The following is a 15359-nucleotide window of genomic DNA, read 5'->3' as shown; positions in this document are numbered from 1 at the left end:
AAAACCATTGAAAACAATAAATTTAGCGAGATGAAACGATTAACAACACTTATAGCAGCAATAATGCTTGTGCCTTTTTTCGTGCAGGCACAGGATTTAGCCGATGCGCTACGCTATTCAGAATTCCAGGTACAGGGAACAGCACGGGCCGGCGCAATGGGAAATGCATTTGGTGCACTCGGAGGTGATTTCACTTCGGTAAGTATTAACCCGGCGGGGCTCGGTTTATACCGCGCAGACGAGCTTGTTTTAACTCCCACTTTTGGGCAGTCAAAAGTTGAGTCAAGTTACTTTGGCAATACGATGAATGACAGCAAATACAATTTTTCACTAAATAACCTGAGCTATGTTTCGGCTATTCAAACCGGCAACCAGAGCGAAACCGGACTTGTTAACCTAAATGTTGGAATTGGTTACAACAGGGTAAAAGACTTTAACAACAACATGCTTGCGGGAGCCACCAACCCTGATGGTTCGTTTCTCGATTACATGGCAGATAATGCTACAGTTGGCAACTGGAGCGATTTTTATGAGCAGCTGGCCTGGGATACTTACCTGCTTTGGAAGGAAGACAACAGCGATGTTTACTGGCATGATCTGGATTCAGAGGGAGCCAATTACGGGCAAAGTCAACGCAAAAGCATAACCAAACAAGGTTACATGAATGAATACTCACTGGCTCTGGGAATGAACTTTAACCACAAATTGTATTTAGGTGCTTCCATAGGAATCGTTGATGTTTTCTACAAAGAAACTTCTGAACTACTGGAATGGGACGAACAAAACAGAAGTGAATTTTTCAACGAAATGCAGTTTGACTCTTATTTACGCACCTCGGGAACAGGTTACAACGGAAAGATTGGGGTAATCTTCAAACCCATAAATGAAATCCGCCTGGGGGCATCGGTTCATACACCCACATTTTACAATCTTCATGATGTGTTTGAAACTTCGATGTATTCGAATGCCGCCGACGAAGAGGGTGTGATGGGCAATTTTGAGGCTCAATCGCCCTACTCAGAATATGACTACGATTTGGAATCACCACTGCGTGCTACATTAAGCGGTGCTTTTGTGATTGCAAAAAAAGGGTTGCTGAGTATCGATTATGAATTTGTGGATTACGCATCGGCAAATTTACGGCGCGGAGGTGATGGGTACCAGTTTGTAGATGAAAACGATGAAATTTCTGAAGTTTACCGTTCGGTTGGGAACCTGAGAGTTGGAGGCGAATTGCTGGCCACCAGCAGTGTTAGTCTGCGGGCAGGTTTCGAATATTATCCTTCGGCCTATAACGAAAATGCATTTGGAGTTTCACAGCCAAATGCCGATGTGAACACGAACATCTATTCAGCCGGCTTGGGGTACCGCAGCGGAGGTTTCTTCTTCGATTTAGCCTATCGTTATACTGATACAGGAAATTACGATTCCCTATATCCTGCTCCGCCAACCGATTTTTATAATATGCCCGAGATGGCACATTTCAACACCACAAAAAACAACGTACGCTTCACATTCGGATTTAAGTTTTAAGGTTAATAATAGTTGAATTTTAAGTTTTAAAAAGCACAGATGTTTATTTGTGCTTTTTTTTGTTTTTATAACTTGTGCCCGATATTCTGGCATGCATCAGAAAAATAACTATTTTTGATTTAGTAGTAATAAAAACAATTATGTGGACAACTATCGGCCTCATCCTATTTTATCTACTCACACCCGTTCTGCTCATTTATTTATGTAAAATTTCGAACACACTTAACCGCATAGGTGCTGTGGTGCTTGCCTATGCCATCGGGTTATTTTTTGGAAACATTGGCATTTTGCCAACACCAAGCGACACCTTGGTTCAACTGCTGGGGGGCACACAAAATTTCCTCCCGCCCGATGAGTTTCAGGAATACATGAACTCTCCCAATTACGTGGAAGGCGATTTCACTTACAATATGATTGCACGGCTCCAGGAGAATATCATGAACTACACCATTCTCGTTGCCTTGCCACTACTGCTCTTTTCCCTTCACTTGAAGAAATGGCTAAAAAATGCACGAAATACGCTCCTGTCTCTTGTCCTGGCAATATTTTCGCTACTTGCATCCATTTTTGTGGGTTATTTTTTGTTTGCACACAACATCAGCGAATCGGATAAAGTTACCGGAATGCTCATAGGCGTTTATACCGGCGGCACACCCAACCTGGCTGCAATTGGCACCGCGCTGAAGGTAAGTCCCGACATTTTCATTCTTACCCATACCTACGATTTAATTATTGGCTCAGTGGCATTGCTTTTTTTAATGACAGTGGCACAGCGCCTTTTCATAACATTTCTTCCCCGCTATGGCGTAATCCGAAAAGCAGAAAATGTGATGCAGGTTGAAATAGAGGAAGAAAACCATCATATTGAGAACTACGACGGACTTTTCAGGAAAGAAAACTTTCCTGCCATGGGAAAATCAATGCTCTTTGCCCTCATCGTTTTTGCCATTGGAGGCGGATTATCGTTACTTGTGCCTAAAGAGGATCAGGTAATTATTGTCATCCTTTCCATAACTACCCTGGGGCTGGCTGCTTCGTTGATAAAAGCTGTCAACAAACTAAATATCAGCTTTCCGCTGGGCATGTACTTCATTATTGTATTTTGCCTGGCACTTTCATCAATGGCCAACCTGAGCGAAATGTTCCAGATTGAATTTCTCGAATTGTTTTTGTACGTACTCTGGGTAGTTGTGGGCTCAATGATCATTCATGTTGGGCTGGCCCACATTTTTAAGGTAGATGCCGACACCACAATTATTGCCATTACTGCACTCACTTATTCTCCGCCATTTGTTCCGGCAGTTGCAGGCGCATTAAAAAATAAAGATGTAATCATTGGTGGAATTACAATTGGGATTTTAGGTTTTGCATTTGGTTCGTACCTGGGGATTTTTATCGGAAAGATTTTGTAATCAAAACTGGAAATAAATAAACGGCTGCATGTCGGCAGAAACAGATTGGTAAACAATAATTACGACGATGGCCGAAATGACAATTTTCAACCAAAGCGGCGCTGCAATAAACGCATCTTTCAGCCTGTCTTTCCATTTTTGGCTCACCCAGTGGGTAAAGAATCCAAACAACATTACCAGGAAAACCCATTTGTAAGCCACCAGTACTTCCGGGACGATTGACAAATCGAGGTTGGTTCCAATCTGATGCATCATGCCGTTAACCACTTCCATCGACTCGGAGCGGAAAAATATACGTGTAAAAGTGATAAAACAGAAAGTAATGGTAATCTTCCAAAATGTTGCCAGCCAGTTAGTCTTTGTTTCCCACGGACTGATTTTACGCCAGAACTTGTAAACGACCAAACCAACGCCGTTAAGACCGCCCCAAATGATAAACTGCCACGATGCGCCGTGCCACAATCCGCCCAGCAACATGGTCAGCATCAGGTTGATGTTGGTATCAATTTGGCGTTTCACCTTTGGGAAAATGCGGGCTAAAATGGCAAAAAGCAAAACGATACCTGCAAAAATAGGTATCAGAATCAGTTTCCCGGCCAGCAAAACAACTATGGCCAAAATGATGCCGAGGCTGAAGTAGCTAAAAAAGGAGCCATTGCGGTTTCCGCCAATCGGGATGTACAAATAATCTTTCAGCCATGACGATAACGAAATGTGCCAGCGCTTCCAAAACTCTCCTACATTTTTCGCTTTGTAGGGGGAATTAAAGTTTTGTGGCAGCCGGAATCCCATTAGCAGTGCCACGCCAATGGCAATGTCAGTGTAGCCCGAAAAATCGACATAAACCTGCAACGAATAGCCAAAAAGCGCCATCAGATTTTCAAAGCCGGAATACGAAATGGGATCGGAAAAAACCCGATCGACAAAATTGACGGCAATGTAGTCACCTATAAAAATTTTCTTCACCAGCCCTTTCAGGATAATATAAACTGCCCAGCCAAAATCTCTTTTCGATACCCGGTAATCTTCGTAAATCTGTTTTACAAAGCCCGATGCACGCACAATGGGACCTGCCACCAGCTGCGGAAAAAAGGAGACATAAAACCCGAAATCAATCAAATTTTTAACCGGCTGAGTATCTCCGCGGTACACATCAACCGAATAGCTTATGGTTTGAAACGTAAAAAACGAGATCCCCACAGGCAGTAAAATCTGGTTGACATTAAAATGTGTGCCGGTAGCTTCGTTGGCCCAAACCGCCAGGTAATTTACTACCTGCATATCGGCCCCCAGCAGCGTGTTCAAACTTTCAGTAAAAAAATAGGCGTATTTAAAATAGGCAAGCAGTCCTAAATTCAGAAAAACACTCAGTGCCAGCAGTAGTTTCCTTACCGTTTGATTGCGCGATGAATAAATGCTTTTCCCTATAAAATAGTCGGTAAGCGTGCTGAACAATAAAATGAAAAAGAAAAATCCGCTGGACTTGTAATAGAAAAACAGGCTGGCCAAAAACAGGTAACCGGCACGCAGGCTCCTATTGCGGTTGTTGTAAACAAACGAGTAGCCGGCCAGTACCACAGCAAAAAATCCCCAAAAAAAGAAACGGGTAAAAATCAACGGCGATTCCTTGTCGTAAAAAAGAATACTTTTCAGGTATTCGCTCCATTCTATTTGCTGAAAAAACTCCAATTTTTACCTTTAATTTTTCAATTTACTCTCTTCTTTTAAAAATTTGTTGTATTCAAATATCAGCGCATTGTAAAACATGTTGGCTATCAACCTGGCCCCACGGGTTGAAAAATGCACATAATCAGGCCGGGCCAGTTGGGGCTCGGCATTCACCCAGGCCGGCATGCTGTTTTTTCCGCCCATTGCGTCATACATATTCCAAAAACTGCAACCGGTTGACAAAGCCACATTTTTCATTTCTTTTACCAACTCCGGAAGCTGCGGATACGTTACGTATCTGTCTTTTTCTTTAACTGACATATCGCTTGGCCCAATTACAATAATTGCTGCATCGGGGCAGGTTTTCTTTATTCGGTTAATTTGAGCACGGAACCATCGTGAATAGTTCTCAATCCCTTTGCTGTTTTCGCTGATGTAGGGCAGTACGTTTCCTCCAAACTGGAGAATGAAAAGTCCGGGATTGAGATCGTTGTACATTTTCAGGCTGTGCTCAAAATCATTTTTGGTGAAAAATAACCCCGGGCTTCCGCGCAAGGCAATGTTGTCCATTATTATTCCGGTTCGCGAAGCCAGTTCAATGCCATAAATATCGGGGCTGTCAAAGCCTTCGAAAAACAGCGAAATAGTGTTGGTTGAATCCGGCAGGTCGCATTCAATCACAGCATAATCAATATCTGATTTCAGGGAATCGCGCAATACAAATGTTCCGTTTGCCCTCAAACTGATTTTTACCGGCTCTTTCAGGTTGCCGTAAAACATCCTGAAATATTCATAACGCCGGGTAAGTTTAAACGACATGTTTGTTGCAGCAATATTCAGTTCAGCCCTGTAATCATTTGTGAGTAAGAAAGGAATAGAATCGTAGCTAAGCGGGGCATAGCGCGAGAAAGCGGCCATTGCACCATATTTATTGTGATCCACCAGCGAATCGATGTTTCCAAAAATTGTGTACCGTTGCCAGTTATCTGAATTCTCCTGACGGGCACTAAAAACAAAATCGTAGGGTTGCACCGCCGGACGCAATCCAATTCCGGCCCCCCCGAACCTGTTTTGTAATTTATTTCTAATAAATGCTGTCATTCGGTCGCCTTCAATCTGACTGTCGCCGTAATGCATAATGCGGTTTAGCGTATCATTTTCAAGTTTTTCAAAAAAATGAAACAGGTTTTGCCGGCCTTCGCTGGTTGTTTCCAGCACATGAATCTTACTAACCAGGGAGTCGTAACTTGCTTTTGGGAACTTCATCTCACCACTGATGGAATCATTTTTAAATACATGCACCGAATCGATATTAAATTGTCCCTCAATAATTTCTGAAACATCAGCATACTCCACATCATCATCCAAAAACATTTCCTCAAACGTTGGCATGTGAAATGTAAACTCACCAGAATCTACGCCTCCTGTTGGTGTAAGCCACATGGCAGCTCCCAAGAGGATAAAAACGCCGAGTATAAAAAGTAATATTTTAACCGGTTTCATTGAATAATGTATCGTTTCTGTCGATGCCAGCGATTGCTATTTAGAATACCACAAAATTCTCTGTGAACCAACGAGTTGAAATACTTCGTACTTATCATGATTTTTGTTGTAACAGATTTTGCATCCGCATCTGATAACAGAAACGTAAATATGCAGATAAAAATATATTGGTTATGAATAATCAAACTTTTCAAATTTTACTGGCCATACAAAAATATTAATTCCGCCAAAACAGAAAACCATTGAATAAATAAAATGCAAATTCCCTATACCAAAGATTACAGCGAAAAAAAAAATAAGTAACACAATCATTTATTGCATCATAAGTATAGAAAATGATTATTATTGTAAGATAATTTTGAGAAGATACAAATCATTTTAAAACTAATCAGTTTTGCTAAAAAAAGAATTACAAAAACAAGGCGACTTTCTGTTCAGGTACAGGAGCAACTTTCCGCTACTATTTCTTGTAGCCGGGATGGCAGTGTTCATAAGTAAAACATTACAAGCAGCTGAAAGTGGCATTAACTTTCCCGAAACATATTACATGATCATTTGCGTTGCCATAGCATTGTTTGGCCAGCTCATACGTATCTTAACAGTAGGTTTTACACCTGTTAATACATCGGGCAGAAACAGCCTCAAACAAATAGCCGATGAAATAAACAAAACCGGCATTTATTCCACGGTGAGGCACCCGCTATATGTGGGCAATTTTTTCATCTGGCTTGGCCTGGCAATGATAACTGCCAACGTGTGGTTTGTGGTGGCTTTCATTTTTCTGTATTGGGTTTATTATGAAAGAATCATGTATTCAGAAGAAATGTTTCTGTACAATAAATTTGGTGAAGATTATGAAAAATGGGCAGATAAAACACCCGCTTTTATTCCTTCTTTAAAAAGGTACGAAAAACCTTCGCTGCCGTTTAGTTGGAAAAAAATACTCAAAAAGGAAAAAAACGGCATTGCAGCCATTTTTATCCTTTTCTTCATTTTCGATTTTATCTCATTTTTGCTTGAAACCGGCCGGTTTAAATTCAACCTTGAATTTAATTTCTGGTTTTACGCTGCTGTTGCTGCCACTGTTTTCTATTTTATTTTAAAATATATGAAATGGCACACCACGCTGCTCAACGAACCGGGCAGGTAGCCTCCTATAAATTATCGATGAAATAGTCGCTTACTTTTCGCATGAGATGAATCCGGTCTTTACCGCCCACATTGTGCGGATGAGTGGGATACACAAAAAAATCAACCTGCTTGTTTTGTTTCACACACTCGCGCAAAAATTTCATACTGTGCTGCATCACCACCACATCGTCCTGCACGCCGTGAATAAGCATTAATTTTCCTTCCAGGTTGGCCACGTGGTTAACCATGTTTGATTCTTCATAACCATCGGGGTTTTCGTCCGGGCGGTCCATGTAGCGTTCGCCGTACATCACTTCGTACAGGCTCCAGTCAACCACAGGTCCGCCGGCCACGCCCACTTTAAAAACATCAGGTTGGCGCAGCATCAGGTTGAGCGTCATAAAACCACCGTAACTCCAGCCGTGCACGCCAATGCGTTCAGCATCCACATAAGGCAACGATTTCAGGTACTCAATTCCCTGCATCTGATCTTCGGTTTCCAAAATACCCAACTGGCGATGAACGGCGGTTTCAAAATCCCTTCCACGATTTAGGGTTCCCCGGTTATCCATTGTAAATGCAATGTAGCCCTGCGAGGCCATGTAATACTGCCACCAGCGTGCGCTATTGTGCCAGCTTTTGGTAACGAGCTGCGAGTGCGGACCGCCATAAACATATAAAATTACCGGGTATTTTTTCGATGAATCGAAATCCGGAGGAAGAATCAGGCGACCAGCCAGTTTGGTATTGCCATCGTCAATTTTTATTGAAACCAGTTTATTTTCTCCCAGTTGGTAATCTTCAAGCGGGTCGTTGGCCGAGTGGAGTGTCCGCACTTCTTTTCCTTTTAATGAAAGAAGAATGGTTTGCGACGGAATTTCGGGTGCACTGAAACGTTCGATAAACCAACTGGCTTCGGGGCTCAGGGTCCCGCTGTGAATTCCTTCCGCACCGGTTAATTTTTCCATTTTACCCGATTTCACTTCCACCCGATAAATATGCTTTTCCAATGGATCTTCTTTGGTAGCCTGAATGAAAACATTCTTTTCCTTTTCGTCGAAACCAAGAATATCGGTCACTTCCCACTCGCCTTTTGTAATTTGCTGAAGGAGTTCTCCGTTGGTGTTGTATTTGTAAATGTGAAACCAGCCGTCATTGCGGCTCAGGTAATAAAATTCATTTTGTTTTACTTCTGAAAAACAAATGGGATGTAACGGCTCCACATACGTATCTCTGGATTCTTCAAAAAGTATTTTTTCTTTTTCCCCGGTTAAAACGTTGTAGCAATTCATTTGCATGTGATCCTGTCCGCGGTTCAGCTCAGCCAGGTAAATATTTTTTTCATCGGGTGACCATGCCAGGTTGGTAAGAAAATGCTCAGGATCGCCACCGGTATCCAGGAATTTTGTTTCGCCTGAATCAATATTATAAATTCCAACCGTAACATGGTGGCTGCTCATTCCGGCCATGGGGTATTTCGCCGGTGTATATTCAGCCACACGTCCCATAAAATCAACTATCGGGTAGTCGGAAACCATGGTTTCGTCTTTCCGGTAAAAGGCAATGTAATTCCCTTTAGGTGAAATAAAAATACCATCGGAAATACCAAACTCGTTGCGGTGCACCGTTTTTCCGTTTACAATTCCATTGCCGCCATCTTCAGTAATTTGAAGTGTTTTCCCTTCCTCAAAAGTGACAAACAAATCGTCATCTACGGTAAAAGCTACAAATTTCCCCTGAAGGCAAAACTCTGCATTTTCAGCTTTTTCGGGCAATTCAATCTGAAAAGCAATCTTTTTGGTTTCGGTATTAAAAACGATAAACTTATCGCTGTGCCTGGCCAGCAGCATATTGCCGCCAATCCATGAATACCCCGGGAACCGACTAAAACCGGAACTGTTTTTTTGTTTCATTTCAGCATTTAACTCCCCGAGCGAAATGACCGCCGAGCGCTTTCCATTTTTTGCCGTTTCAGCCCAAAGCGTATCATTTTCGATAAAAGAAAACACATCGTCGGTTTTCCACGACAGGCCATTCATTGACTCCGGCCGAAGGTGTGAATAACGGCCTAAAATGGCATCTTCAAGAGACATTTGTTTGTTTTGGGCCGACAAAGGTGATGTGGCCAGCACCAGAAAAAGCAGGAACAGATTTCGCATTTTTTTTTATTTTTCAATTTAAGCGCCTAAAATAGTGAAAGCTTGCTTTATGTAAAAGAATTAAGATCAGGTCGTGCAAAAAACTGTTGAAATATTTCAACATGGGTCGAAAATTCTACTTTTGCCTGATTAAATCAACAACATGGAAAAAAGAAACATTGCAATAATTTATTTAATTACACTTGTGGCCGTAATGGGGGTCGCCAGTATTACGCCTGCCTTCCCCTCCATTAGGGAACATTTCAATATTTCGGCCAGCCAGGTTACTTTGCTGATTACAGTATTTACATTCCCCGGGATTTTTCTGGCACCTGTGGTTGGTTTACTGGCCGACAGATGGGGCCGAAAAACCATATTGCTGCCTTCGCTGTTTCTTTTCGGCATTGCCGGTGCGGCCTGTTTTTTTACCAATAAATGGGAAATTTTGCTGTTGCTGCGTTTCTTTCAGGGAATTGGGTCGGCTGCGCTAGGCTCGTTAAATGTTACATTAATAGGTGATTTATTTTCAGGCCAAAAACGCAGCGCCATTATGGGATACAACGCCAGTGTGCTGAGTGTGGGTACTGCGGCCTATCCCGCTGTGGGCGGAGCATTGGCCATGGCCGGCTGGCAGTTTCCGTTTCTGCTCCCGTTGTTGGCCATTCCTACAGGATTACTGATAATTTTCTACCTGAAAAATCCGGAACCTAAAGAACCGCAAACCATAGGCAGCTATCTGAAACGCACATGGAAAAATATCAATAAAAAAACCGTGTGGGGACTCTTTATAATTAATGTGCTGCTTTTTTTCATCTTATACGGGGCTTACCTCTCCTACTTCCCGCAACTTATGGTAGAACGGCTGGGGGCCACCGATTTTCAAATCGGGCTTTTCATGTCAGGATTTTCTGTTGTTACTGCCATTACCTCATCGCAACTAAAAGTAATTAACCGCTACCTGAAACCCAAAAAGCAGCTTACCATCAGTTTTATTCTCTATTTTGTTTCCATGATTCTTTTATCGTTTTCCGGAAACTGGTGGTTGCTCATCATTCCGCTCATTACTTTTGGCATGGGCCATGGAATGCTTATTCCGGGAATCCAAACCCTGTTGGTTGGTTTTGCTCCGCTGAACGAACGCGCAGGTTTTATGTCGATTAACGGCATGGTTTTACGCCTCGGACAAACACTGGGACCGCTGTTCATCGGGGTGTTTTATGCCATTGGCGGAACCGGAGTAGCATTTTTGGGTGGTGCTCTGGTGGCAGTGGCCATGATTTTTATTTCTATTTTCATGGTAAAACTCTAACTTTAAACAAAATTGTTTTACCAGAAAAGTTATGAAGAAAAATATTATTGTTACTGGCGGAGCACAGGGAATTGGGAAAATTATTACAGAATATTTATTAGCTGAAGGTTATTTTGTATCGGTTTTTGAAAAAGATAAAGAAGCCTTGAATGAACTGGAAGATGAGTTGGTTTCTGAAAATCTGCTGGCCATTCACTGCGATGTTTCAAATAAGAAAGATGTAAAAAAAGCAGTTGCTGAATCAGTTGACAAAACCGGCTCTGTTTTCGGACTGATTAACAATGCCGGATTTATGATTCGCAAACCCATTTCAGAACTCTCATTAGATGAATGGAACAGCGTGATTGGCACCAACCTCACCGGAACTTTTTTGTGTTCGAAATACGCAGCAACGCATTTAAAAATTGCGCGGGGAAGTATCATCAATATGTGCTCGACCAGGGCATTTCAGTCGGAGCCCGATACGGAATCCTACTCCGCAAGCAAAGGAGGAATTTTTGCACTGACGCACGCGCTGGCCATGAGCCTGGGCCCCGAAATCAGGGTGAACTCCATCAGTCCGGGCTGGATTGATGTGTCGGGTGTTAAAAAGAAATTGGAAGCGAATCAGCTCGACCTGAAAAAAGAGTGGCACGAGCAGCATCCTGCCGGAAGAATTGGTAAAGGCGACGATATTGCTAAGATGGTCTTATTCCTGCTAAAACCCGATAACAGTTTTATCACCGGACAAAACTTTACTGTTGACGGAGGTATGACACGGAAGATGATTTATGTTTGAAGCATTTTAAAGCATCCACCCCACAGAAAAAGTGTGCCCGTTTCCCATCATGTGATTGGCGTTTAGCGGATTTTCTGAAGTGTAGCTGAATGTGAACCCTTCGAGCGGTACATTCAGAAACAAGAACAGGGAATTTTCGCTGCGGTAGCCGGCACCTACATGAAAGTACTGCAAATCAAATTTTAGTGATGCATCATAATTCAGCCATTTCAAATTTGAATTTCGCAATGTAATGTGGGGTTGGATTCCAAAATTTTGTCCTAAACCCCAAAAATAACTTCCGCTGAGAAACAGTTTTCGGAATGATGAAAACTCGGCTGCCGGCTCTTCCGAAAACCGGAACGTGCCGGGCGCCAGGTTCAAAAGAGACAATCCAACCACCCAGTTGTCGCTAAGAATGGAAGCGCCGAAACCGCCATCGAACAAAAATGAGCGGTTGTTTCCCGTTAATAAACGCGGATCATCCGGATGCAGCGGCGACAGCGAATTGACATCGATATTCAAATTTTCGATAATGCCGCAAACACCGAGCGAAAGCTGGATTTCGCGTGTGAGCGGAATGTGATAAGCGTACATCAAATGCAAAATGTACTGGTTAAACGGCCCTATTTTTTCGTTCAGCAACGTGGCCCCCAGTCCCACGCGGGTAGATTGCCGTCCGTATCCTCTGCGGTTCATGGCATCGGGTGACCAGGAAAAACTGATGAGATAATCACTGACCGGTTTAAAACCGCCAGCCCATAAATTGTATGCGCCCACTTGTACATCCAGCGAAGTTTGCGCGGCAGCCAACGACGGATTACTGATAACCGGCGCAGTATGCGAAAAATAGTGATACGGGAATTCCTGCGTTTTTGCCTGAAAAGATAAAAACAACAGAAAAATTAATATGCTATGTCTAAAACACCTCATTGCAAAATCGTTACTTGTCCGTATTCAATATTCTGCGCATCGAAAACAATTTCGTAGAAATAGGTTCCCTGATTGATTTCGCCTTTAAAAGTTCCATCCCACGGCACGTAACTACCGCGGCTCTCGTAAATTTTTTGTCCATGCCGATTATAAACGGTAACCCGTTCAGGCTCGTGAAAACGGATGTTTTGAATATCCCACACATCGTTGAAACCATCGTCGTTGGGCGTAAACACATCGGGGATTTCAATGGTATTTTCAAACACTACCCGCAGCGTATTCGACCATGAGGAAACACCTTTATCGAGGTTGTTTGCTTTAATTCTGAAATAATGTTCCAGCGAAAAACCTTCATTAAAATAGTCGAACTGGTTGGCCGAAATCCCCCCGGCAATTCGTTCCCAGGTGCCATCTCTCTCCGAAGTGTGCCACACTTCGTATTCCACCCGGTTGTTGTCCCAGTATTTGTTGCTGTTCCACACGAGCAGTGCCCGGTCGATTTCCGCGGTATTTCGTTCTCTTACTACAATGGTTTGCTGCGGATTGGAAATAAACAGCTCTCCACATAAATTTTCTACTTTTAGCCGGATGGTTTCGGGAGCCAACTCAGCTGAAGATGGGAAATAGTAAGTTGAGCCGTCGTATTCAGCAGAAACATGCACCTGCATCTCCCGGCCAGTATCTTCGTTTTCAGCAAGAATGTAAAGGGTGTGTTTGTGGTTTACTAATTTTTCTGAATAATACTCCAACTCCACGTTGTCGTCGTTGTTAAACGAAACGTTCAGCAAGGCAATGTCGATACTGTCGTTAATTATTTCCACCTGCAGTGGTTCCGATTCGCCGTAGCAAACCGTATCGATGGTGGTGCTGGTTTCTTCCACCACAAGCGAGTTGATTCCTTCCTGCAGCCAGTTCACGGTTACTTTGTTGGTTCCCTGCCCGTTTAAAATTTCGCCGCCTTCGGCTGTCCAGACATATACCGAACCGTTAGTATTGTGAATTTGGTAGGTGACGTTTTTAGCATCGGCTATGCACAATTCATCGGGGCCGTTGGGCTTTTCGGTGAGCAGCTCTACATTAATCCGCACCGGAAAATAAGTAGTATCGGAAATGCAGCCGTACTCATTTTCAGAGTACACTGCCACATAGGCATCGGGATTGGTATCCCACCAGTTTATTTTTATGCTGTCGGTTCCCTGCCTCGAAACAATTTCGCCGCCTTCCACCAGCCAAACCGGTTCGTAGTCGTAGTAGTTGTTTCCGGTCCAATAATTCACCTTTTCCACATACGGACAAACTGACCAGCTTCCGGCTATTTCCAGCGGTCGGTTTTTCGGATACCGGGTAATTTCCACTTCATCAAAATTCAGCCAGCAGTTTCCATCGGTAGCCCGCAAAGTAAATGTGTTGGTTTCAGGTTCGTCAAAATGTGGCGGGGCTTTCAGGTCAGTTTGTGGAGAAAAGTATTCAGTGATAAAATTCTCGGGAAACCAGGTATAAAACGCTTCGGGTTGATTTTCTTTACCAAGAGAAATAATATCTCCCGGGCACACTTGTTGGTCGGGGCCGGCATCCGGAAAAACTTCGTCAAGCGGTTCGGGCAACTTTTCGCGAAAAAAGCCGGACATAAATTTAGGAAACCGAATGTTTTGGATTGAAAAAGTCAACACATCCAGTTCAGGAATACATAACTTGCCTTTGCGATTAGGGAAACGGATTCGGCCCAGTTTGTGCTCACCAGTTTTAACATCGACATAACGAAAGTAAATCCGTCCATCGGAGGCCAGCCTGAGGTCCCAGCCATTGTTGCTCTGTCCTGCCGGAGGTGGAAGTGTTAAAACTGTGTCAGTGGAATTAATAAAGTTTGCAGCGCTGGTGTAGCGGGCATCCATCTGGCACAGAACTGAATCATCAAAAAAGTAAAAAAAACGGCTGTTGGGTGAAAACTCATTTCTGGAATTATACATGGAAGTTAAGCGACGAAAATTGTACAGTTCGCCAGTTTTAAAGTTAAAATCGGTTACATAATTACCGTCACTATATATATCCCCACCAACTAAAAAAAATAATTTGTCGCCGTTGGGTGAAAACTTGTATCCGCCAGAACTTCCAATTCCCAACTCACCGTTAATAACAGGTTCCTCGTTTAAACCATTTTCATCTATCTTGTAGAAATAAATCCGGTCACGGTTGATTTCTGAAATAACATTTTCATTCCTATCGATGGCCAGCCAGTAGTAACTGTTGTTGCAATACCCTGCAATGGTTGGTCCGGAGTGGTAATTGTCGTGGATAAATACTTTTTCAGTTACCAATTCACCTTTTCCGTTTTGGGCATTGGTATTTATAGTTCCGTAATACAATGTGTTACCGTATGTTCCTCCGAGAAGCCAATAGATCATCTCTTCGTAAATAATTATATACCATCCATCTTTATTGGGATAAGGGAGAAAATAAGGGTAGCTTTGAATCCAGGAATCCTCATCGATAAGATCGTCACCGTTGACGATTACTTCGTGGTTTTTGTTCCAGATTTTACGGCCATCGGAATAAAGGAGCAGGTTGCCGTTTTCATCGCAAATGGTAGAAGCAAATTTTGTTTGACCTTCGAACTCAATCAGTTCAGGTTCTCCGGAATCAAAATTTAACTGTTGCCCGTTATTCAGCAGCCAGACATTGGCTTCGTTTTGTGCAAAAACGGAACTGAAACAGGCCATGAAAATAATCAGTACACCGGTTTTAAAGGCCATTTGTTTTTTGGTTTGAAACATTCAGTTTAGCATTATAATCAGGTTCAAGCGATTTTAAGAGACTGTTTTGAATTTATCCATTTATTCCATTTTGCGTCTTTTTCACTCATACTGCTGCAAAATTTCCTTAAATAGCTAAGGCTATTCGCGTCAATTTTGCCTTGTCTGAGCAAAAAATACATCAAAATATTTCTAAAAAACAAAATCAAAACACTCTCTAATATT

Annotated in this window: 10 protein-coding genes; 5 read left to right on the top strand and 5 right to left on the bottom strand. The window is 42.7% G+C overall.

Features of this window, described 5'->3' with window-relative positions:
* Window positions 1-30: 30 nt before the first annotated feature.
* Together BUC07_RS05615 and BUC07_RS05610 are read left to right on the top strand one after the other, a co-directional pair.
* Window positions 31-1533, top strand: a complete 1503-nt coding sequence (locus BUC07_RS05615) for an OmpP1/FadL family transporter (RefSeq protein WP_073166876.1) — start codon at window positions 31-33, stop codon at window positions 1531-1533.
* Between the two features lie 140 nt (window positions 1534-1673).
* A complete protein-coding gene (locus BUC07_RS05610; protein WP_073167088.1) occupies window positions 1674-2945 on the top strand; it encodes a DUF819 family protein in 1272 nt (423 codons plus the stop codon).
* Here BUC07_RS05610 and BUC07_RS05605 read toward each other — a convergent pair whose 3' ends face one another.
* Both BUC07_RS05605 and BUC07_RS05600 read right to left on the bottom strand, forming a co-directional pair.
* Window positions 2946-4634: an MBOAT family O-acyltransferase gene (locus tag BUC07_RS05605; RefSeq protein ID WP_217652652.1), complete on the bottom strand. Its 1689-nt coding sequence runs from the start codon at window positions 4632-4634 to the stop codon at window positions 2946-2948. It lies immediately after the preceding gene.
* A gap of 9 nt (window positions 4635-4643) precedes the next feature.
* Window positions 4644-6116 carry an SGNH/GDSL hydrolase family protein gene (locus BUC07_RS05600; protein ID WP_083578116.1) on the bottom strand — a complete coding sequence of 491 codons (1473 nt, stop codon included), beginning with the start codon at window positions 6114-6116 and terminating at the stop codon, window positions 4644-4646.
* Between the two features lie 394 nt (window positions 6117-6510).
* On the opposite strand from BUC07_RS05600, the gene BUC07_RS05595 reads away from it, so the two are divergent.
* Window positions 6511-7266 (top strand): methyltransferase family protein, encoded by a 756-nt coding sequence (locus BUC07_RS05595; RefSeq protein ID WP_073166868.1) that lies wholly within the window; start codon window positions 6511-6513, stop codon window positions 7264-7266.
* Window positions 7267-7270: 4 nt separating this feature from the next.
* Here the strand turns inward: BUC07_RS05595 and BUC07_RS05590 are convergent, their stop codons facing one another.
* The gene (locus tag BUC07_RS05590; protein ID WP_073166864.1) at window positions 7271-9406 is read right to left on the bottom strand and encodes a S9 family peptidase; all 2136 of its coding nucleotides are present in this window, start codon (window positions 9404-9406) and stop codon (window positions 7271-7273) included.
* A gap of 142 nt (window positions 9407-9548) precedes the next feature.
* Between BUC07_RS05590 and BUC07_RS05585 the strand changes: the two genes are divergently transcribed.
* Together BUC07_RS05585 and BUC07_RS05580 are read left to right on the top strand one after the other, a co-directional pair.
* Window positions 9549-10694 carry an MFS transporter gene (locus BUC07_RS05585; protein WP_073166861.1) on the top strand — a complete coding sequence of 382 codons (1146 nt, stop codon included), beginning with the start codon at window positions 9549-9551 and terminating at the stop codon, window positions 10692-10694.
* A gap of 31 nt (window positions 10695-10725) precedes the next feature.
* Window positions 10726-11472, top strand: a complete 747-nt coding sequence (locus BUC07_RS05580) for an SDR family oxidoreductase (protein ID WP_073166857.1) — start codon at window positions 10726-10728, stop codon at window positions 11470-11472.
* Between the two features lie 6 nt (window positions 11473-11478).
* Here BUC07_RS05580 and BUC07_RS05575 read toward each other — a convergent pair whose 3' ends face one another.
* Both BUC07_RS05575 and BUC07_RS05570 read right to left on the bottom strand, forming a co-directional pair.
* Window positions 11479-12384: a PorP/SprF family type IX secretion system membrane protein gene (locus BUC07_RS05575; RefSeq protein WP_073166854.1), complete on the bottom strand. Its 906-nt coding sequence runs from the start codon at window positions 12382-12384 to the stop codon at window positions 11479-11481.
* Window positions 12381-15134 (bottom strand): T9SS type B sorting domain-containing protein, encoded by a 2754-nt coding sequence (locus tag BUC07_RS05570; protein WP_175552470.1) that lies wholly within the window; start codon window positions 15132-15134, stop codon window positions 12381-12383. The genes BUC07_RS05575 and BUC07_RS05570 overlap by 4 nt, the downstream gene beginning before the upstream one ends.
* Between the last annotated feature and the right edge of the window lie 225 nt (window positions 15135-15359).

Origin of the sequence: Tangfeifania diversioriginum (assembly GCF_900141875.1) — a bacterium.
Taxonomy (GTDB): domain Bacteria; phylum Bacteroidota; class Bacteroidia; order Bacteroidales; family Prolixibacteraceae; genus Tangfeifania; species Tangfeifania diversioriginum.
This window is presented reverse-complemented; position numbering and strand designations above follow the sequence as displayed.

Bases quoted from the DNA above. Each gene is read 5' to 3' on its own strand.
- BUC07_RS05575 (WP_073166854.1), bottom strand. From the start codon at position 12,384: ATGAGGTGTTTTAGACATAGCATATTAATTTTTCTGTTGTTTTTATCT.
- BUC07_RS05570 (WP_175552470.1), bottom strand. From the start codon at position 15,134: ATGGCCTTTAAAACCGGTGTACTGATTATTTTCATGGCCTGTTTCAGT.
- BUC07_RS05600 (WP_083578116.1), bottom strand. From the start codon at position 6,116: ATGAAACCGGTTAAAATATTACTTTTTATACTCGGCGTTTTTATCCTC.
- BUC07_RS05615 (WP_073166876.1), top strand. From the start codon at position 31: ATGAAACGATTAACAACACTTATAGCAGCAATAATGCTTGTGCCTTTT.
- BUC07_RS05590 (WP_073166864.1), bottom strand. From the start codon at position 9,406: ATGCGAAATCTGTTCCTGCTTTTTCTGGTGCTGGCCACATCACCTTTG.
- BUC07_RS05610 (WP_073167088.1), top strand. From the start codon at position 1,674: ATGTGGACAACTATCGGCCTCATCCTATTTTATCTACTCACACCCGTT.
- BUC07_RS05580 (WP_073166857.1), top strand. From the start codon at position 10,726: ATGAAGAAAAATATTATTGTTACTGGCGGAGCACAGGGAATTGGGAAA.
- BUC07_RS05585 (WP_073166861.1), top strand. From the start codon at position 9,549: ATGGAAAAAAGAAACATTGCAATAATTTATTTAATTACACTTGTGGCC.